The organism is Desulfovibrio sp. DV, assembly GCF_001936595.1.
GTDB lineage: Bacteria > Desulfobacterota > Desulfovibrionia > Desulfovibrionales > Desulfovibrionaceae > Solidesulfovibrio.
Genome location: NZ_MLBG01000028.1, coordinates 23,793 through 41,455, shown reverse-complemented (window position 1 = coordinate 41,455; position 17,663 = coordinate 23,793). Strand labels below are relative to the sequence as shown.

Below are 17,663 nucleotides of genomic sequence, written 5' to 3'. Positions count from 1 at the left end.
CCCCCGGTGGGGTTCGGGGCGAAGCCCTGATCTTCTGCCTTCCTCCCCCTGCTCCCTGCCTCCCATCGCCCTCACCCTCACCATCACCATCGCCATCACCAGCATCAACACCATCACCTTCCGGCGGCGTCCCCTGCCTCGGTGTCATAAAACGAAATATCCCAGTCCTCTCTGGCATCTTCTTGCAGCAAATGCGGCATGGCCTGTTCCAGGGCGCGGTCGGCGTTGTCCGGCAACAGGGACCGCACCCCGTTTCGGACCGCTGCAACGAGCGGAGAGGCTTGCCCCCCGGCCCCGGATGATAGGCCAAGCCCGGCCAGATCGGCGCGCAGCAGCGCAGCGGCTTGCGGGTGCGGCAGAGCATCGGCCAGGACCGCCGGCAGGCTGGCGGCGTCGACCTGGTAGCCGGCTTCGCGCAGCAGGCTGGTCAGGGCAAAGGCGAGGTAGAGCAGGTCATAATACAGGAAGGCGGGGTTGGCGGCCTGGTGGCTGGCCACACGATTTCGCATGGCCAGAAGGAAGGCGTTGACCGGGTCGATGGGGTTGTGGCGGGCCGCGGCCAGATACTGCCGGCCCTGCCAGACCCAGCCGCGTCTGACCATGGTCTGGCGCGACAGACGCCGGATCTGCCGGGCGGCCGGTTCGGGCAGGATGCGAAGAGCCAGCCCGGCCCGGCGCAGGGTCTGGCTGAAATGGACGTCTTCATGCAGGCGATGGGGGTAATCATGAAAGCCATAGCGTTGCCAGACATCCCGGCGAAGGAGCCAAAGCCCGGCCGGGGCAACGTCGGCGTTGCCGGAGAAATTGACCATGAGGCCGTAGCGCAACTGTTGGTAGTCGGCCAGCAGTCCCGGGCCGGCATCGGTGACGATGGGTGTGGCCACAATGCCGACGTCCGGCTTGGCTGCCTCGCGCAGGCAGCGGCTGATCCAGTCGGGCGGCAGGCGGATATCGGCGTCCAGGGAAAGGAGGAAACGGTTTTGGGCTGCATCCAGACCGGCGGCCTTGGCCCGGGCCGGCCCCTGGTTGGGTTCAAGCCGGATGAGCCGGGGCCTTGGCCCATCGGCCGGCAGGGCAAAGGGCGTCTTGGAGCCGTCGTCGATGACAATGGTTTCACGCGGGAGGACGTCCCACGCAGCCATGGAGGCGAGCAGGCCGGCGGCCAGGGTATGGTCGTCGTAGGTATAGGTGATGACGGACAGAGCCAACTGTGTGTTTTTCATGTGTATTGCGAATGCCGCCCACCAGCCGGCCAGTGAAAGGATTGCCGCGTCCGCCAGGCCGGCCAGGGTGTGGCTACTGGTTATGGAACATGAACAAAATGTTAATTTTGCTGTAATCTTTCGTACTTGGAAAAACATTGCCCCTTGGCGCGAGGTAGTCTAAACAGAAAGCTTCAAATTTGTTCACACCGAACAGTTCCGATACGAACCTGACAGTACAAGGTGGTGCTATGCCTCGATTTTCTGTCTTCGCTTCCGCTTTTCTCTGCCTTGGCCTGGCCGTTAGCTCCCCGTCGCTCCTGTACGCCTACTCTGTCCAAGCTGGCGATACCCCGCAATCGATCGCCAAGAAGCATAACATCTCCGTAGACGAGTTGCTCAAGGCCAACAAGAATCTCAAGCCAAGCAAAATGCTCATCGGCGACACGCTGGTCATCCCCGGGGGGACGCCGGCCAAGCCGGCCACGCCGGAGAAGGCCGGGAAAGCGGACAAAAAACAGCCTGAGAAAGAGCCTGCCCACGACGCCCGCAAGGATAAGGCGCCGGCCAAATCCGAACCCCTGTCGGCCAAGGAACGCGCCGCCGAGGCCCGGGATCGGGAAAGGGAGCGCAAAGCCCCGTCCGCCCCGGCACCTGCGGCCACCCATGCCGCAGCCGGCTCCTATACCGTCAAAAAGGGCGACACCCTGGGCTCGATCGCTTCCAAGCACAATGTCCGCGTCGATGAAATTTTAAAAGCCAACAAAGGGTTGAGTGCCGGCAAGTTGCAGGTCGGCCAGGAGATCGCCCTGCCCGGCGGCGCCCCGGCCAAGGCCGAACCGGCAGAGAAGCCTTCGGCCAAGGCCCAGAAGGAGAAGGCTGCCGAACCGCAGCAGCTCCCCACCCTCTCCCACACGGTCCGCAAGGGCGAGACCCCCCATTCCGTGGCCAAGCACTTTCGGATAAGCGTCACGGAATTGGCCCGACTCAATCCCGACATGGGGAAAAAGCTCCATACCGGACAGAAGCTTGTGGTCCCGGCCGCCGGTGCGGTCAAGGCGGCCGAGGCGGAACTGCCCGCGCTGGGAGCTCCCGACGCCGAACCCGAAGCCGCGCCCGTGCGTCCGACGGCCAAGGCCCCGCGCACCCCCGAACCGGCCGATCCCACCCCGAGCCTGCCTGACAGCCGCGATTCGGCCGAAGCCGAAGCCGCCTTTGAAAAGGGTATCGAATTCGGCAAGCAAAACAAGTTCCAAAAGGCCGTCGAGTTCTTTGACAAGGCCATCAAGCTCGCCCCGAACCGGGCGGACTTTTTCGCCAGCCGCGGCCATGCCCACTACTATCTGGCCCAGTACAACAAGGCCATCGACGATTACACCAAGGCCATCGAGAAAAATCCCAATTTCGCCCTGGCCTATTCCATGCGCGGCCTGAGCCGCGCCCGTTCCGACCACTATCCCCAGGCCATCGAGGACTTCAACAAGGCCATCACCCTTGGTCCCACGGAAGCCGATTACTACAAGGGCCGGGGCTTTACCTACCTGCGCCTCAAACAGTACGGCCCCATGTGCCAGGACTATCAGAAGGCCTGCACCCTGGGCGATTGCGAGTTGCTGGAAAGCGTCAAGAAAGAAAAGCTCTGCCAGTAAGGCGGCTCGCGCGCCTCGTAAAAAGCCCTGGCTTTGGCCGGGCTTTTTTTATAGGCCGGTGCCGGGCACCGACGGTCCTTGCCGCTTAGGCGCTTGGCCGGACAGGCGCTTTGGGCCAAAGCTGGGCGGCCATCATGCCGGCAAACATCAGGCAGCAACCAAAGAGCCCCCGGCTGCCAAGGCTTTCATTTAAAAACATGGCTCCGCCAACCGCTGCAAACACGGTCTCAAAACTCAGCAAAATGGCGGCGTGGGTGGGGTTGGCATCGCGCTGGGCCACCACTTGCAGGGTGTAGGCCAGCCCCACCGACAGCAGACCGCCGTACAGAATCGGCCAGGCTGCGCCCCGGATGCCTTCCCAGGTGATTTCCTCGAATACGAAAGCGCACACGAGGCTCAGGGCCGAGCAGACGGCATACTGGGCCAGAGCCAGAGGCAAAGCCCGGGTGCGCGGCGAGAGCCAGCCGATCACCAGGACATGGGCAGCCCAAAAAACCGCCCCGATCAGCTCCAGGCCATCGCCCGGAGCCAGGGTGAAGTCCTCGGTGACGGACAGAAAATACAGACCGACCGCCGAGGCCACAGCTCCGATCACATCGCCCCGGGCCGCCCGTTGGCCGAGAAAAAGCCCAAGCAGCGGCACCAGGACCACGTACAGGCCGGTGATAAACCCGGCCTTGCCGGCGGTGGTGTATTTGAGCCCCACCTGCTGCAATGACGCGCCGGTAAAAAGGATGGCCCCGGCAATGGCTCCGCCGAGCCAGGGAAAGCCGTCCTTGCTGCCGGCCAGAAACGGGGCCGGCGGCGGATAGCGCATGGAGCGGACGGCCAGCGGCGCCAGGGCAATAGCCCCCAGGGCAAAGCGGATGCCGTTAAAGGCCATGGGGCCGATGTGCTCCATGCCCAGGCGCTGGGCCACGAAGGCAAAGCCCCAGATGAGCGCGGTTATGAGACACAGGATGTCCGCCCGCAGGGAAGCGGTCCGCATGATCGACTCCTTTGGCCGGCCGGCAGCGAAAAGCCGGAGGCAGGTTCCTGCCACTGGTGGCCGTTGGCATGAATTCCACACGCGACGCGTCGCCAAACAGACAGAGGAACAGTCCATTCGGCCAGACAGCGCTGCGAAATGTTCGCGAAGCATGGGCTTGTAAAGGAAAAAACAGGCGAGGTCGAGTCTTCGCCCGGGGCTGCTGCGGACGGGAAAGAACAGGCAAGGGGTCTTTTCGGTAGCGAAACCGGGTGCACTGCCACGGCTGTTGCGGCAGCACATGGCCGTGCCCGCTGCCTGACGGGGGAGTCAAACGCCCCTGGGGAAATGCCTGACCACCCCACCGCGCTTTCGGCCCCCCAGGAGCAATAAAAAAACGCGGCAAGGCTAGGCCTTGCCGCGTGCGGACTCGAAGGGATGCGGCCCTTACGGGCGGCTAATTCTGGGCGCGCGGTCCGGACGGGGACTCGCCGCGTGCGCCCCGGGGCATGATGAGCACGCGCTTGAGCGGCCCCTCGCCCTTGGAGCGGGTGGAGATGCCCTCGTCTTCCTGCAAGGCCAGATGCACGACCCGGCGATGGTAGGAGGACAGCGGCTTAGTGGACTGGGGCCGGCCCAGGGTCTTGGCCTTGTCGGCCAGGAAAATGGCCATCTTGCGCAGGTTGTCGTCCTGGCGCTCACGGTATTCGCCGGTGTTGATCTGGACCTTAAGCGGATTGCCGTGGCGGCGGATGACGATGCGGTTGACGATGTACTGGATGGCGGCCAGGGTCTGGCCTTCACGGCCGATGAGCAGGCCGGAATTCTCCTCGTCAAGGATGAGCACCGAGACGCGCTCACTGTGGCCGGTGATCTCGAACTCGGGGGTCTGGCCGAGGATGCCGTCGAGCATCTGCTCCATAACCTCGCGCACGATGGCGGTCAGTTCCGGGGTCAGCGGCTGGGGCTCGGCCTGGGGCGCAGCCCGACGATTGTCGCGGGAAGCGCGGCCGTTTTCGTTTTCCAGGGCGTCATCGAAGTCGTCTTCAAACGGTTCGTCATCGGCCAGGCTGTCCATTTCGGGCTGGACCCGGGCCGGCTGACGCGGCTGGGCCGGCTGGCGCGGTTGGCGCGGTTGGGCCGGCTGGCGTGGCGGTGCGGGCTGACGCGGGGCTGCGGGCTTGGCGGCGGCCGGGGGCGGCGTCGGGGCCTCGGCCATGGCCGGGGCCGGTTCGTCGACAGGGGCGGCCGGCGTTTCGGGCTGGCTCGGCGGCGGTTTCTGCCGGCCCGACTCAGCCTTGGGCTGGGCCTGGGCGGCCGGCCTGGTGGCCGGTTCAGTGCGCTGCGGTTCGGGCTGGCGCGGGGCGCGGCGGGAGTTCTCCCGTCTGTCCTTGCCACCGGGCATATCGCCGAGGAGGTTGATCTCCTCGCGCAGCCTGGCCCGCACCTGAGCCTTTTTCTTGCCGACCAGACCGAAGATTCCGGAGGAACCGCCGGAAAGTATCTCGACTTCCAGCTTATCGCGGGGGACGTCGAGGTTGCGGCAGGCTTCTTCCATGGCCTCGTCGACGGTTTTGCCGCTAAAGGTCTTCCATTCGCTCATAGTTGCTCCTTGAGTTGCACTTCCGCTGCACTCGGACAGCTGTGATGCTCGTTGACGAGGGCGTCAGGACTTCTTGTTGAGCATCCACCACTGCTGGGCAATGGAAATCACGTTGTTGACCAGCCAGTAAACGACCAGTCCGGAGGGAAAGTTGAGAAACATGAAGGTGAAGATCACGGGCATAAACAGCATGACCTTGGCCTGGGTGGGGTCCCCGGGGGCCGGCGTCATCTTTTGCTGCAGGAACATGGTGGCGCCCATGATCAGCGGGGTGATGTAGTACGGGTCCTTGGCTGAAAGATCCGCCAGCCAGATCATATTGGTAAACGGCAGGTGCGTGATAAAGGCGGCGTGCCGCAGTTCGATGGAGTGGAGCAAAGCCTGGTACAGTCCGAAAAAGACCGGGATCTGCACGACCATGGGCAGACAGCCCCCGGCCGGGTTGACCTTGTAGGTCTTGTAGAGCTGCATCATCTCTTCGTTCATCTTCGTGCGATCGTCTTTGTACTTCTCGCGCAGCTGGGTCAACAGCGGCTGCAGCTTCTTCATCTGGTCCATGGACTTGTAGGACTTCTGGGACAGGGGCCAGAAAATGAGCTTGATGAGAACGGTCAGCAGGATGATGGCAGTGCCGTAGTTGCCGACATAGTCATAGAAAAAGTGCAGGAGTTTGATCAGCGGCTTGGCCACGAAGTCGAACCAGCCATAGTCGATGGAGGCGATCAGCTTGTGCGGGGCCATGTCCAGGTACTTGGGGACCTTGGGGCCGAGAAAATAGGAAATGGACAGATCGGTGCGGCCATTGGCCGGGATTTCGATGCCGTCCTTGTCCAGGGCGACCCGGAACACGCCGTCCTCGATCTTGGCCTTGCCGTGCAACTCGGTGGTGTCCGGGATGACGCTGACCAGAAAATAGTTGCTCATGACCGCGCCCCACTCGACGGGCTTTTCCAGGGCGATGCCCTCGGCGAGCTTTTTGTCGCCGCTTTCCAGGCTCAGGCCCGAAGCGCCGTAAAAGGCGGACTGGGTGGGGTTGTAGGAATCGCCCTCGGCCGAAAGGCGGCCGACGGCCACGGTCATGGAAAGGCGATTTCGCAGCGGTGTGGCGCTGTTGTTGGACAGGGAAAACTTCTCATCAATCAGATAGGAATCCCCGGAGAAGGTCATGACCCGCTTGATGACGGTGTCGCCAAGACGGCCGGCCAGGGTGAAGGAGCCGGAAGCGCCGGCATCGAGCCTGAGGTCGCCGCCCTCGACGGCCCATTCAACGTTTTGCCAGGTGGGCGAGCCGTTTAAGATGATACCCAGGGGGGCCTTGACCCGGGCCTTGTCGTTTATGAGATCGACCAGAGGGGAATCGGGCTTGATGGTCTCGCGATAGTTTTTGAGGGCAAACTGTTCGAGCACGCCGCCGGTGGTGTTGAAGACGGCCGTGTACAGCGGGGTGTCCACGGTGATCTTCTTGCCCGGAGTGGGGGCAAAGGCGGGCAGGGTTTCAGCTATTGCAGCGGCTGCAGGGGCAGCGGGCGAAGTGGTCTGCTGCTGGATCGCGGTGTCGGTTTGAGGGGCTTGCTTTGCGGGAGGAAACAGGAAGTTCCAGCCAACCAGAACGGCAAGGGAGAGAGCCACGGCCAAAATTACGCGTTTGTTTTCCATTGTCCTTCATATCCCGTCGATAGGAGTGGGTGGTCGGCATGGCGACGCAGGGCGAGACGCCCGCAGGGTGGGCGCAACTGCATGGGGCACAGGATCATAGCCGCCTCGGGCCAGAGGATGGCAGCGCAAAAGCCGCCACAACGCCAAAAGGCCGCCCCGCAGCACACCAAAACGTCCGACTGCTTCAACGGCATACTCGGAACAGGTTGGCATAAAGCGGCAACACGGCGGTTTCAGCGGCGAAATGGCCAGCTGGTAAAATTTCAGAGCCCAGATGACGGCGCGTCGCATGGGGTCACGCTTCCCGGCAGGGCCGGGCGGTCGAGGTCCTTGGCCATCCGTTCCAGGATTGGACACAGGTCGCGGCAGGCCAGGAGCAGGGTCAGACGACTCGGGTCGAGGCACTTTTTGGCCACGACAACGATGTCCAGGCCGGAGACGGCCTGGGGCGCGCACAGCCGAAAGCACTCGCGCAAGACCCGCTTGACGCGATTTCGAGCAACAGCATTGCCGACTTTTTTGCTGATGGCCATGCCGAGCCGCCAGGGTGCGAACACCTCCGCTCGCGGCCGGACGAAGATCAGGAAAGCCTTGCCATGATAGCGGCGGCCTGCTTCGAAGCAGGCCGCGAACTCCCCTCGCGTCCGGAGCCTGTGCGCCGGAGGAAAGCCTAGACGGCCAGGCGCTTGCGGCCCTTGGCCCGACGCCGACGAATGGCGGCCTGTCCGTTTTTGGTCCTGGAGCGAACCAGGAATCCGTGGCTGCGGTTTCTGCGAATCTTGCTCGGCTGGTATGTCTTCTTGCTCATGCATAATCTCCAAAGAATTGTGGTGAACGTTTTTCAATAGCCGTCTTCCCCCCGCTCGTCAAGGAAGTTTGCGGGTCTGTTCCGCTGCCGCGCAAGTCCCCGGCGCAGTCCCCGGAGCAAGGGGACAGGCAGGCGGGGTCACCGACCTGCATCGGGCGAACCGGGCGACGCCCAGGCGAGGATACCGAGACCGAGAACGGGATCGACTTCGGCGACAGCCACCGGGACCAACACAGCAGTCCCGGCCAAGGCGAATACCTTGCCCGTTTTTCGACAAACAGGGAAGTCCTGAGAAGCGCCCCCCTGGCAGAGGCAGGGGCAAACACCAAAATCATCAACGCAACATACTGATATAAAACATTTTTCTCAAAATATTTGCAATGACTCAATATTTTTGAAAATTCCGCTTGACGGAAAGGCCCAATCTGCCTATTTTCTCTTCTCGCCGACACGGACGCGGGGTGGAGCAGACCGGTAGCTCATCGGGCTCATAACCCGAAGATCGTGGGTTCAAATCCCACCCCCGCAACCAGACAATTCAAGGGCTTACGAAGGAAACTTCGTAAGCCCTTTTTCTTTCCCCCACACTATCCCCCACAGATAAGATCGAAATCAGTAAGAATCGTGTAAGGCGGCGCACGATTTGGCACTGATTTGCGCTGCCGTTGGCACTTGGTCATGCGGCCTCGCGTTTGGGGTAGGGTTGGATCGGCAGACGTAGGCGTTTGCGCCAGGGCTGCTTTAAGAACAGCACGTAGCGGAACTGCCGGAACTGGTGCCAGGTGGCCCGGTGGAGGTTCTCCCGGAGGAACTGGGCGCGGCCGCCTTGCTTGCGATGCGCTGTCAGCATCAAGACGTGATACCAGTCGTCGTCCAGGTGCCAGAAGGTGGTCAGGTGGCTGCCGCAAAACTGGAAATTGCTCGCCTGGTAGACCACCCCCAGCCCGCCGCAGCGTTCGTCGGCAAAGCTCTGGACCCAGGCCACGGTCGGGCATGCTCCTTTCTGGCTGTAGCCGTTGCGGCGATTGCCGGCATCGCTGGCGGGTGTTTGATAGCGGTCGTAGCCGAGGAAGCCGGCCATCTCGGCCCCCATGGCCGTTTCGGCCACGTCCTTGATCACTATCGATGGGCCTCCATTCTACGGGCGACATGAACCTTGACCGTGTAAAGCAGTTGCGCCGGCTTGAAGTATTCGACACAGGCATCGATAGGACTTTGTGGACATTTCTTCTGGGCAAGGGCTTCCGCCTCGATGGTCGGTTCCCAACCTGCTTCGATCACGAGCAATCGGTCTCCCTGGGTCAAGGCGGAACGTCCTCCCGAGGTTTCATAATTGCCATAGAAGCCACTGTCAGTCACCGTCCACCCCTGAAAGGCCTGGCGCAGCTTGAGATCCAACGCGGCAGGGCCTTCGGGGAAATCGCGCCCAGTACCCTTTGCGATCAGGATGCATCCCCGCCCGGCTTCGCCCCTCTCGTTTTCGGCGTCTCCCGTCATGTAGAGAAAGGGCGCGTTGGGAGTGAGGGAGAATCGGGTCTTGAGAGCCTTCTCGGCGAGTCCCTGAAGGTGCTGGCACTCGGCCCGGGGAATCGGCTCGAAGACGTCGCCCTGCCTAGCCGCCGCGGCTCCCGGCATAACCAAGGCCAGGGCCAGGCAGGAACACACCAGAAGAACAGTTTTCATAGCTCCTCCGAGGCGGTTGGGGGCAGCCGCCCCATTTTTCGGCCTCGTGGCGGCTGCGCACAATTCCAAGGTCGGGCGGCTAATCCCGGATGACGGCAATGCGCAGGGCTTTGCCGTCGGGCAGGGCCCAGACCTTGCCGTCGGAACCGACCATCACCCCCTGCTTGTTGACAAAAATATCGTTTAGGGGCTGGGCCAGGATGTTCTGTTTGATCTCCTTCGTGAGGATCCGGTCATACTGGCTCACGAAGGCGGCCTTGTCCGCGATTTCCAGATCCTCGCCGCCGATCGAGACCATGAGGGGATAGGAGACCATTCCGGCCACGGCGTTTTTGTCATCGGCCGCCAACGCCTTTTGCAGGCTGGCGACGAACTTCGGCACCTGGGAGGCGTCCTTGATGCCAACAAAGGAATAGTCCTCTTTGGCCTGGCCGTCCGTGGGCACGGCCATCAGGCCGGCCGCCAGCAGCAGGCCCAAAACCAGACAGTGCAGCCAGCGCGCCCCCGAGAGTGGCCCCTGGCCCATCTGTATGCTTGGGTTCGTCATTTTCCTCTCCTTCGTTGTGTTTCCTGCCGCCTGGCCGTCCAGGCTTGAAAAGCGCTCGGGTTATGTCCCTGCACAAGGCTACTGCACGTCCTCGCACATGGCCTTGATCAGTTCCACGCGCATCTCCTTGGACTGGGGATGGCCGTTGAACTCCAGGGCGTTCATGTCGAATTTTCCCCGCTTCGGGTCGATGGTAAACTGCAACAGGGCTTTGACGTCCTGTCCCTTGAAAGACATCTTGCCACGAACATTGACAATGTAGTCGCCTTCGTCGGACCAGCCGGAATCCCACCGGGCGTCGGGGAAATAGTTGTCGATCAGTCTCCAGACGTAATAATTCGGGCAGGCCTTGAAACTTTTATTGCGAAGCCATTCGATTTCATCGGAATAGGCAAAGCAGGTGGTTGCGCTGGCGACAAGCAGGAGGACGGCGGCAACGAACGATCGAAACATCATGAGGCTCTCCTTTGCAGTACGATTATAGAGGGTCATTGCAACGACGCGGGCGGCTCGTGCGCCCCGGGCGTCGACAAGGCCGATGGGCGGGCTAAGAGGCTTCCTTGACGGCGTATTGGAGCACAGTCCAATGGGCCTGGGGAGCCTGCGTTCGCCTGAGGACGCCGGAGAAGGTACCCCAGACATGGACATCGGCACCTGCACGTTTCCACTGGGCCCGGGTGGCGTGGGGATCGATGGTCTCCCCGGCACCCGTGTAATAAATGGTCCCGGCGGCGAGAAACGTGTCACCCTCGCCCGGTCGCAGGCTGTCCACCTGGGCGAACACGAAGGCCTCGCCGCTGGCCAGGGATTCGACGTATTGGGCTTTGCGGTGTTTTTGGATGGTGCGACCGAAAACGGTCTGGGTGATGGTGTCGATGACGGCGGAAGGGATGACGATGTCATTGCCGCCGTTGATCCGTTTGAGCGAGGGGTCGGCGCGCATGATGCAATGCCATAGGGCGAAATGCAGCAGATCCTTGTCGGTAAGGGTCTTTTGATCAAAGCCCTGCATGTTCGCGGCGGCAAAAGGGCTGAAAAAGTCGCTCAGTTCCTTGCGGGTTTCCGGCGCTATCGGGCTGCCTGCCTGGGACAGGGCCTGGCCCGGGAGCAGCGTGGCGCACAACAACAGCACAGCAAACAGTCGTTTCATGGCAACATCCTCCGTCATTCGCCCCAGACCCATGCGCTGCGGCAGAAACGTCGGCACGGGCCGACAACGACGGGCCATGTACGAAGCGTCGGCTGTTTTGTCTGTCCGGGATTTCCCGGACAGACACGCGGCCGCAGGCGGGATCAGTCTGGCTTGAATTGGCGGATAGCGTACTTGCGAAGGGCCTTCATGCCGTCAAGGTGCAATTTGACCAGGATTCTCGCGTAGTAGCTTTCCACGGTGCGCACGCTGACGCCAAGGGCCGAGGCGATCTCGATGTTGCCTTCGCCCAGGGAGAGCCGTTTGAGGATCTGGCCCTCGCGTTCACTGAGCGCTCCGGTTTGGCCGATGGGCGTCGCCTGAGGCGGGGACGCTTCCAAGGCGGCAACGACGCGGGGGCTCAGATAGCGCTGCCCGGCCAGCACGTCGCGCACGCCCTCCACCAGCACGGCCGAGGTCTCGCGCTTGGCGACATAGCCGCAAGCCCCTCTGTCCAGGGCCAGGCGCACGGTGTCGGCGTCTTCGTGCATGGAATAGACGAGCACGGGGATGTCCCGGGCGCGCAGGTCGGCGATGAGGTCCAGGCCGTTTTCCTCGCACAGGGTCAGGTCCACCAGCGCGATATCGGCCCGGCTGGGGTCGATAGCGGCCAGCAGCGAAGCCCGGTTTTCCGCCTCGCCGCAAACCACGAACCCTTCCTGGAGCAGGCGCAGGGTAAGCCCCTCGCGCACGGCCGGATGGTCGTCGGCCAGGAAGATGCGCCCGCCCTTTTCCGGATGCGTCGTCATGCCGGCCTCTGGGAATCGGCAGCGACCGCGCCGTCGGCAGTGCCAGGACAGGGGGCCGTACAGACCACTTCCGTGCCGCCGCCCGGGGCATCCAGAATGCGCAATTCCCCGCCAATCAGGCGGGCCCGGTGGGCCATGATGCCAAGGCCAAGGCCGCCGGCCGAGGCATTGTCCCGGCTGCGGCCGCAGCCGTCGTCGCGCACGGCCAAGACCGTGCCTTGGCCAGCCGGACAGGCCAGGGACACGCTGATTTGTCCGGGCCTGGCGTGTTTGAGGGCATTGGCCACGGCTTCCTGGGCGATGCGGTACAGCTGGGCCAGATGCGATCGGGGGCAGGCCTGGCAAGGCATGTCCCGATGAAACACGATGGGGACGTCACTCGATTCGGCCTGTCGGCGCAGCATTTCCCGAAAGGACGGTCCGACGCCGTCGTGTTCCAGAGGCCACAGCCCTCGGGACAGGTCATACGCCTGGCCGACCAGGGTATCGAGCAGGCTGGACAGACGGACCAGGGCCTCGCTTTCCGCCCCTTTTTTGCCGCCCCCCGGCGACAGGGCGTCACAGCGCAACCGGGCGGCGGTCAGGCCCTGGCACAGGCCGTCATGGAGCTCCAGGCTGATGCGCCGGCGTTCCTCTTCGCTGATGGTCACGATCTGTTGCTCAAGGCGATTGCGTTCGGCCATCTCTGTTTCCAGGCGCAGGTTTTTGTCTACGAGGGCACCGGCCAGACGTTTTTCCGAGGTAAAGGCCTGGGAGAAACGGTGCGCCAGGGCAAAGGCCTGGCTCAGGCTGAAGGCCAGCATGCCCACCGGCAGCAACGGAATGGACGGCAGGCAGTGCATGTCGACCAGCATGTCGTTGAGCCCAATAAGGCCCAGCACGCAAAATCCGGCCAGGAGCAGGCCCGCTTCGTCCCGTTTCCGACGCCATGCCTGGTACAGACAGTATAAACAAGAGGCGATAAGCAGGCTGGAGGCGAGATAGTGCCAGGGGAGAACGGTGTTGAGCGTCCGGCCGGAGGCGAAAAGGGCCACGAGGACGAACACGACGCACAACATGTTGCAAAACCATTGCAGATGTTTTGAAAATTCCACAGGGTACAGGGACCTGAAAAAGGCGTAGCCGACCGGAATCGTCGCAAAAAAGCAGGACAAGGCCAGCGGGTCCAGAAATCGTGCGGTAAGGTCCGGGAAAAAGAGGCGGATAGCCCAGCCGCTGCTGTCCGAGGCGGCGTAATTTCCCATCCAGCCAAAGCAGTACAGGGAGAAATACAAGGGGGCGATAGTGGTCGGGCGAACCCAGTACAAGGCGACATGATACAGGCCCATGATGCAAAACGCGCCGATAAAGAACATGGCCGTGGCGTTGTCCCTGTCTCGCCATGCCGCCAACGTCGCTTGGGAGCCGAGCCAGACCGGGGCGAGGAGACCGCCGTCGCGGGCGTGATGGTTGGAAAGCTGTAAAACGACGTCCACGGGACGGCCGGTATTGGCGAAGGAAACAATCTGTTTGGCCGGCGCGGGGGTTTCCGTTGCGGCGTCCGTCCCGACGACGCCGCTGCCGGCCGCCGGCGCGCCGTCAATCCACAGGCGATAGGCGGCATTGAGGCTCAACAGAGCCAGGGCCGGCTGGCCAGCGCCCAGGGCCGGTTCCAGGCGCAGACGCAACGTGGCGAACCCGGTGTCGGCCCCCATGGCCTCTTGGTCGGTCCGGGCGCGGTTCCAGGGGTTGGGCACGACGTAGAGGGCGCCTCCCGTGCGGGGGACGCTGGCTTGAAAGTCTTTCGGGCTGAGCAGTTGGCCGGGGTAGTATTCCCATTCGCCGTCCAGACGCAATGGGCCGTTGGCCGCCATGTCCCAGCCGGCAAGGTTGAGGATCCCCTTTTTGGCCAGGGGCATGGGCGGCGGCGTTTCGGCCTGGGCCGGGCCACACCAGGAGAGCAACAGGGCGAGCGCCAGCAGCAGGCTCGCCATTGGCAGGCAAGGTCGATTGGCCCCGGCGACAGGCTTGGCCCAGCCAAATGTCCGGGTGCGGCAGGGCCGGGCACAGGGGAACGCACGGCCGCGCCGGAACACCGCAGCACCGCACTGGAAAAAGAAAAAAACGTGAAACATCCTGTTAAAAATTACCTTCACGCAGGGGCCAAAGCAATCGTTATCTTGGCGATAACGGCCGTGTCGGTATGGTATGGGCTGGCTTTTCTGCTGGTTTACCGGGCGGATTGACCAGCCCGGCCGAGATCGCGCCTCCCACGGCCTGTCCGGGAATACCCTTACAGACGCGGGGCGGCCCAGGCCGTATCTATCCACAACGCGATGTCGACGGCCTCCGGTCGGGCCTTAGGGGCACTCCGGACGGTTTCGCATCCAGGCGTGTTCTTTGCCGGGCACGTGTTTGCTGTGCTCCGCTCGGGGCGAAACGTACAGCCAGCGAGGGACGGATACATGCGTAGGCGCATCAGGTTTCCCGGAGTGTTTCTGCTCCTTTTGGCCATCACAACAACAGCGGTTGCCGGCGCGTCCGGCTTTCCCTTGTCGGTCGGCGGCCAGAACCTGACCCTGGACCGGGATTCGCGACGGAGCGACATCGCGGCGGCCCTAGCCAGGGCTTTGCCCCAGGAAGAGCCGTCGGTGCTGTCGCCGGAGCGCATCCAGTATGACGTCATTGCCGCACCGGGCCAGGGGCCGGTGAGTCTGGCCTTCGATTTTGACGCAAAGGGCCGGTTCACAGGCGCGATCCTTGACGCCATGCTCAAGGAACAAAATCCCGTGGCAACGCAACTTGTCGTCTGGCTGACCGCCGAGGCGGGCAAAGGTGTCCGAAGCAAGGGCGGCAAGGTTTGGACCCATGCCGGCTTTCGCTTTCAGTTAACAGAGGTGCAAAAGGCCGGGGAAGATTCCGTCTACCGCATGAGCATCGACCGCCAAACCCGCTAGCGTCGCGTCCCTAATAAAATACGCTGATATTTAAAAAAATGAATCATTTTTGAGTATTGACAGCGTAACGCGCTCTGCTCTTTTCGGGGGCTTAACACTCGGGAGCGGTGGGAATGCGGCGCGCGACAAGCATTTTACAACACGCGCGTTTTTATCCGGGAGCGGCAACGCGGCCCGGGTTGGGACGCGCGCAAACAAACGCAAAGGAGTACACGTATGGGCAAAGGGTATCTTGCGGCCGGTCTGGCTGCGGTCGCGATCAGTCTGACGCTGTCCGGCGCATGTGAGGCCAAGGGCGTGACAGGGCGTTACACCTACGTCGAACCGGGCTACGAAGGAACCATGACCATCTCGCAGATGGGGCCGGGTTTTGTTTTCAAGTTCAAGACCAAGAGCAAGAGCAACGGCCAGATGTGTGACTTCGAAACCTACGAGACGCCCATGGACCAGGGCGGCGGCCGCGTGAACGACGACCTGCCGGCCAAGGGCGGCACCGAGGATGACGGCATCAAGTTCACTATTAACTTTAAAGGCGACACCGCTGTCGTGGACATGGAATCCAAGGGCGGCGAATGCGGCATGTCTGGCTATTTCGGCGGCAGTTATCGCAAGACGAAATAGACAGGCTCCACTTGCGGCCCGCTCATTTTCCCCATACGAGGCGCTAAGTGCGTCCCATATATCCCACGAACCTGAAAAGACAGGAGAACCGCCCCTGGATAACCTCCCAGGCGGCTAACCTCTGGAGAACCGCCAGGGGCCGGGCCTGGGTCGTTTTAGCCGGAAAATGTTATCCACCATTCAAAAATATCAAATCATTTCAATAGATATGTCTCGTCTTTGCTCCTTTGGGAGCAGGATGCCGGGTGTTCAAATCACCTCGCCCCGATCATATTTCACGGGGATAGGCCAATTATGGCCTATCCCCTTTGTCTTATTTGGCACCCCGGATGCCTGCCCCGGGCTCACACGATGCCAACAAATTTATCCGCAACAACGCCCGGTTGCGGTCTGCCCAGCCTGTCGCGTCGCGCAGCCGCAAGCCGCGGCAGCGGTTTCGACGGTTTCAGGGTTCCGAAGAGCATCGTGGAAAAGTCCCGCTGTCCGGGCTGACAGCCGGATACACTTGTCCATGCTTTCCTGTGGTCCGAACCGGGCCAACAAGGAGGCGCAGGAGGTGCAGCCGTGGGCTGCCTTGAAACGATTTCGCACACCGGCCGCAAGGGCCGCCAAGCCGTCCCACCCTTCGTCTCCGCCGCTTCGCCCCTGGAGATAGCCCAGGGCAATGAGCCCGCCCGAAAGCGCCCCGCACATTTCCTCCTTGCTGCGGCCAACCCCGGCCCCAAAAGCCGTCCCCAGCCGCGCGGCCTGTTCGCATTCCTCGACTCCCTGGCCGGCAAGGACAGCCGTCAACACCGCTTCCGCACAGTTCAAGCCGCTTTCGAACAACTCTTGCGCCCGTTGTTCCACTTCTTGCGTTTCCATGGCTTTCTCCCTCCGGTTGCGTCGTGCCGCAACAAGGTCGGCGCGACGATTGCTTCGATCTTGATTTCTGCTTAATAATACCCTTCGATCGAATCCAGCGAATATATCCGAAGGGGTCGATCGGAAATTCCGAACAAACCCGGCACAGGAGACGCTTGTGGAACTGCGTGATGTCCGAACGTTTGTGGTTGTGGCGCGCCATCTCAGTTTTCATCGTGCTGCGAGGGATGTGCACGCAGCCCAATCCACGGTTTCAGCGCGAATCGCTTCCTTGGAGGACGAATTGCAGGTCCGCCTCTTCGAACGCCTCGGTCGGAGCGTGGCCCTCACCGAAGCCGGAAAACGCCTGCAGCAAATGGCCGCAAAGCTCTTGGACCTGGAAGACGAAGCCAGGGCCTGGGTGGCCGGAGCTTCTGAAGCGCGAGGAGTGCTCACCATTCGTGTGCCCGAGTCCCTTTGCGCCTGGCGGATGGGACGGGTGATCCGACAGTTTCGTGAGGCGTATCCCCATTTGCAACTGCGCTTTATCTCTTGCACCGTCGAGGGGTTGGAAAACGATTTGCGCCAGGGCATCACCGATCTCGCTTTTCTCATGGCGGACAGCGTCCGGGCCGGCGACCTCATTGTGGAAGCGCTCGGCATGGAGGAGCTGATTTTGGTGGCCGCGCCGATGCATCGACTGGCACGAAACGGGACGCCCTTCGGGCTGGAAGCCTTGGCCGGCGAGACATTGCTGCTTTGCACGGCGGATTGTGCCTATCGCAAGGTATTTGAAAACATGCTGGCCGAAGCCGGAGTACACACGGCAGCCTATCTGGAGTTCTCCAGCGCAGCGTCGCTCCGGGGGTGTCTACGCAACGGACTAGGAGTGAGCATCTTGCCAACATCGGCGGTCCGTGAAGACATTGCCGCAGGCAACTTGGCGCTTCTCCCCTGGGAAAACAGCGCATTGGAAGTGGCCGTTTTGATGCTGCATCACAAGAGCAAATGGATTTCTCCACCTCTTGCATCATTCATGTCCTTGATGCGTGCAGAGCTTATGATTGATTCTTCGCAATTATTGGCAATAAACCTGGGAAACAAGCTCTCTCAAAAAGATATTTTGAGCAATAACCAGGTGTGTTGCAGCCAGAGATAATGAACTTTGCAGAGGTCGAACAAACGCGTCCCTTGTCTTCCTCCTCTGGGC

18 protein-coding genes, 1 tRNA gene and 1 pseudogene are annotated in these 17,663 nt (G+C 62.0%); 5 read left to right on the top strand and 15 right to left on the bottom strand.

What is annotated here, in order from left to right:
• Positions 1-113 precede the first annotated feature (113 nt).
• Complete coding sequence (locus DVDV_RS08830; RefSeq protein WP_075354314.1) at positions 114-1,223, bottom strand: glycosyltransferase family 2 protein; 1,110 nt, start codon at positions 1,221-1,223, stop codon at positions 114-116.
• A 230-nt stretch (positions 1,224-1,453) separates the two neighbouring features.
• Between DVDV_RS08830 and DVDV_RS08825 the strand changes: the two genes are divergently transcribed.
• The gene (locus tag DVDV_RS08825) at positions 1,454-2,851 is read left to right on the top strand and encodes a LysM peptidoglycan-binding domain-containing protein (RefSeq protein WP_075354313.1); all 1,398 of its coding nucleotides are present in this window, start codon (positions 1,454-1,456) and stop codon (positions 2,849-2,851) included.
• An 85-nt stretch (positions 2,852-2,936) separates the two neighbouring features.
• Here DVDV_RS08825 and DVDV_RS08820 read toward each other — a convergent pair whose 3' ends face one another.
• The 6 genes and pseudogenes from DVDV_RS08820 to rpmH all read right to left on the bottom strand — a co-directional run bounded on the left by DVDV_RS08820 (position 2,937) and on the right by rpmH (position 7,885).
• Positions 2,937-3,839 carry a DMT family transporter gene (locus DVDV_RS08820; RefSeq protein ID WP_075354312.1) on the bottom strand — a complete coding sequence of 301 codons (903 nt, stop codon included), beginning with the start codon at positions 3,837-3,839 and terminating at the stop codon, positions 2,937-2,939.
• A 436-nt stretch (positions 3,840-4,275) separates the two neighbouring features.
• The gene (jag, locus tag DVDV_RS08815) at positions 4,276-5,421 is read right to left on the bottom strand and encodes an RNA-binding cell elongation regulator Jag/EloR (protein ID WP_075354311.1); all 1,146 of its coding nucleotides are present in this window, start codon (positions 5,419-5,421) and stop codon (positions 4,276-4,278) included.
• Between the two features lie 63 nt (positions 5,422-5,484).
• Complete coding sequence (gene yidC / locus DVDV_RS08810; RefSeq protein ID WP_075354310.1) at positions 5,485-7,077, bottom strand: membrane protein insertase YidC; 1,593 nt, start codon at positions 7,075-7,077, stop codon at positions 5,485-5,487.
• 6 nt (positions 7,078-7,083) lie between these two features.
• Positions 7,084-7,368: a membrane protein insertion efficiency factor YidD gene (gene yidD / locus DVDV_RS08805; RefSeq protein WP_075354309.1), complete on the bottom strand. Its 285-nt coding sequence runs from the start codon at positions 7,366-7,368 to the stop codon at positions 7,084-7,086.
• Positions 7,341-7,733 (bottom strand): annotated as a pseudogene (gene rnpA / locus DVDV_RS22730) (ribonuclease P protein component); the annotation flags it as partial. The gene yidD and the pseudogene rnpA, both read right to left, overlap by 28 nt.
• A 14-nt stretch (positions 7,734-7,747) precedes the next feature.
• A complete protein-coding gene (gene rpmH / locus DVDV_RS08795; protein WP_043633468.1) occupies positions 7,748-7,885 on the bottom strand; it encodes a 50S ribosomal protein L34 in 138 nt (45 codons plus the stop codon).
• Positions 7,886-8,340: 455 nt separating this feature from the next.
• Here rpmH and DVDV_RS08790 point away from each other — a divergent pair.
• Positions 8,341-8,417 (top strand) — tRNA-Met (locus DVDV_RS08790).
• A 144-nt stretch (positions 8,418-8,561) separates the two neighbouring features.
• On the opposite strand, the gene DVDV_RS08785 is transcribed toward DVDV_RS08790, so the two are convergent.
• The 7 genes from DVDV_RS08785 to DVDV_RS08755 all read right to left on the bottom strand — a co-directional run bounded on the left by DVDV_RS08785 (position 8,562) and on the right by DVDV_RS08755 (position 14,026).
• Positions 8,562-9,005 carry a hypothetical protein gene (locus tag DVDV_RS08785; protein WP_075354308.1) on the bottom strand — a complete coding sequence of 148 codons (444 nt, stop codon included), beginning with the start codon at positions 9,003-9,005 and terminating at the stop codon, positions 8,562-8,564.
• Positions 9,005-9,568, bottom strand: coding sequence for a hypothetical protein (locus DVDV_RS08780; protein ID WP_075354307.1), 564 nt, complete (start codon positions 9,566-9,568; stop codon positions 9,005-9,007). The genes DVDV_RS08785 and DVDV_RS08780 overlap by 1 nt, the downstream gene beginning before the upstream one ends.
• A gap of 79 nt (positions 9,569-9,647) precedes the next feature.
• Positions 9,648-10,115, bottom strand: coding sequence for a hypothetical protein (locus DVDV_RS08775; protein WP_075354306.1), 468 nt, complete (start codon positions 10,113-10,115; stop codon positions 9,648-9,650).
• Between the two features lie 78 nt (positions 10,116-10,193).
• A complete protein-coding gene (locus DVDV_RS08770) occupies positions 10,194-10,571 on the bottom strand; it encodes a hypothetical protein (RefSeq protein WP_075354305.1) in 378 nt (125 codons plus the stop codon).
• A gap of 91 nt (positions 10,572-10,662) precedes the next feature.
• Positions 10,663-11,265: a hypothetical protein gene (locus tag DVDV_RS08765; RefSeq protein WP_075354304.1), complete on the bottom strand. Its 603-nt coding sequence runs from the start codon at positions 11,263-11,265 to the stop codon at positions 10,663-10,665.
• Between the two features lie 143 nt (positions 11,266-11,408).
• Entirely contained in the window at positions 11,409-12,053 is a 645-nt protein-coding gene (locus tag DVDV_RS08760) for a response regulator transcription factor (protein ID WP_075354303.1), read from the bottom strand.
• Entirely contained in the window at positions 12,050-14,026 is a 1,977-nt protein-coding gene (locus DVDV_RS08755; protein ID WP_254845318.1) for a 7TM diverse intracellular signaling domain-containing protein, read from the bottom strand. The genes DVDV_RS08760 and DVDV_RS08755 overlap by 4 nt, the downstream gene beginning before the upstream one ends.
• A gap of 471 nt (positions 14,027-14,497) precedes the next feature.
• On the opposite strand from DVDV_RS08755, the gene DVDV_RS08750 reads away from it, so the two are divergent.
• Complete coding sequence (locus DVDV_RS08750; protein ID WP_075354301.1) at positions 14,498-14,989, top strand: hypothetical protein; 492 nt, start codon at positions 14,498-14,500, stop codon at positions 14,987-14,989.
• A 216-nt stretch (positions 14,990-15,205) separates the two neighbouring features.
• A complete protein-coding gene (locus DVDV_RS08745; protein WP_075354300.1) occupies positions 15,206-15,610 on the top strand; it encodes a hypothetical protein in 405 nt (134 codons plus the stop codon).
• A 363-nt stretch (positions 15,611-15,973) separates the two neighbouring features.
• Here the strand turns inward: DVDV_RS08745 and DVDV_RS08740 are convergent, their stop codons facing one another.
• Positions 15,974-16,474 (bottom strand): C-GCAxxG-C-C family protein, encoded by a 501-nt coding sequence (locus DVDV_RS08740; RefSeq protein WP_075354299.1) that lies wholly within the window; start codon positions 16,472-16,474, stop codon positions 15,974-15,976.
• A gap of 157 nt (positions 16,475-16,631) precedes the next feature.
• On the opposite strand from DVDV_RS08740, the gene DVDV_RS08735 reads away from it, so the two are divergent.
• Entirely contained in the window at positions 16,632-17,612 is a 981-nt protein-coding gene (locus DVDV_RS08735; RefSeq protein WP_075354298.1) for a LysR family transcriptional regulator, read from the top strand.
• Positions 17,613-17,663 lie beyond the last annotated feature (51 nt).

Excerpts from the sequence above, each read along its gene's own strand:
- jag (WP_075354311.1), bottom strand. The coding sequence starts at position 5,421 with ATGAGCGAATGGAAGACCTTTAGCGGCAAAACCGTCGACGAGGCCATG.
- DVDV_RS08750 (WP_075354301.1), top strand. The coding sequence starts at position 14,498 with ATGCGTAGGCGCATCAGGTTTCCCGGAGTGTTTCTGCTCCTTTTGGCC.
- yidD (WP_075354309.1), bottom strand. The coding sequence starts at position 7,368 with ATGCGACGCGCCGTCATCTGGGCTCTGAAATTTTACCAGCTGGCCATT.
- DVDV_RS08820 (WP_075354312.1), bottom strand. The coding sequence starts at position 3,839 with ATGCGGACCGCTTCCCTGCGGGCGGACATCCTGTGTCTCATAACCGCG.
- DVDV_RS08760 (WP_075354303.1), bottom strand. The coding sequence starts at position 12,053 with ATGACGACGCATCCGGAAAAGGGCGGGCGCATCTTCCTGGCCGACGAC.
- DVDV_RS08775 (WP_075354306.1), bottom strand. The coding sequence starts at position 10,115 with ATGACGAACCCAAGCATACAGATGGGCCAGGGGCCACTCTCGGGGGCG.
- yidC (WP_075354310.1), bottom strand. The coding sequence starts at position 7,077 with ATGGAAAACAAACGCGTAATTTTGGCCGTGGCTCTCTCCCTTGCCGTT.
- rpmH (WP_043633468.1), bottom strand. The coding sequence starts at position 7,885 with ATGAGCAAGAAGACATACCAGCCGAGCAAGATTCGCAGAAACCGCAGC.
- DVDV_RS08765 (WP_075354304.1), bottom strand. The coding sequence starts at position 11,265 with ATGAAACGACTGTTTGCTGTGCTGTTGTTGTGCGCCACGCTGCTCCCG.
- DVDV_RS08770 (WP_075354305.1), bottom strand. The coding sequence starts at position 10,571 with ATGATGTTTCGATCGTTCGTTGCCGCCGTCCTCCTGCTTGTCGCCAGC.
- DVDV_RS08755 (WP_254845318.1), bottom strand. The coding sequence starts at position 14,026 with ATGGCGAGCCTGCTGCTGGCGCTCGCCCTGTTGCTCTCCTGGTGTGGC.
- DVDV_RS08740 (WP_075354299.1), bottom strand. The coding sequence starts at position 16,474 with ATGGAAACGCAAGAAGTGGAACAACGGGCGCAAGAGTTGTTCGAAAGC.
- DVDV_RS08780 (WP_075354307.1), bottom strand. The coding sequence starts at position 9,568 with ATGAAAACTGTTCTTCTGGTGTGTTCCTGCCTGGCCCTGGCCTTGGTT.
- DVDV_RS08830 (WP_075354314.1), bottom strand. The coding sequence starts at position 1,223 with ATGAAAAACACACAGTTGGCTCTGTCCGTCATCACCTATACCTACGAC.
- DVDV_RS08825 (WP_075354313.1), top strand. The coding sequence starts at position 1,454 with ATGCCTCGATTTTCTGTCTTCGCTTCCGCTTTTCTCTGCCTTGGCCTG.
- DVDV_RS08745 (WP_075354300.1), top strand. The coding sequence starts at position 15,206 with ATGGGCAAAGGGTATCTTGCGGCCGGTCTGGCTGCGGTCGCGATCAGT.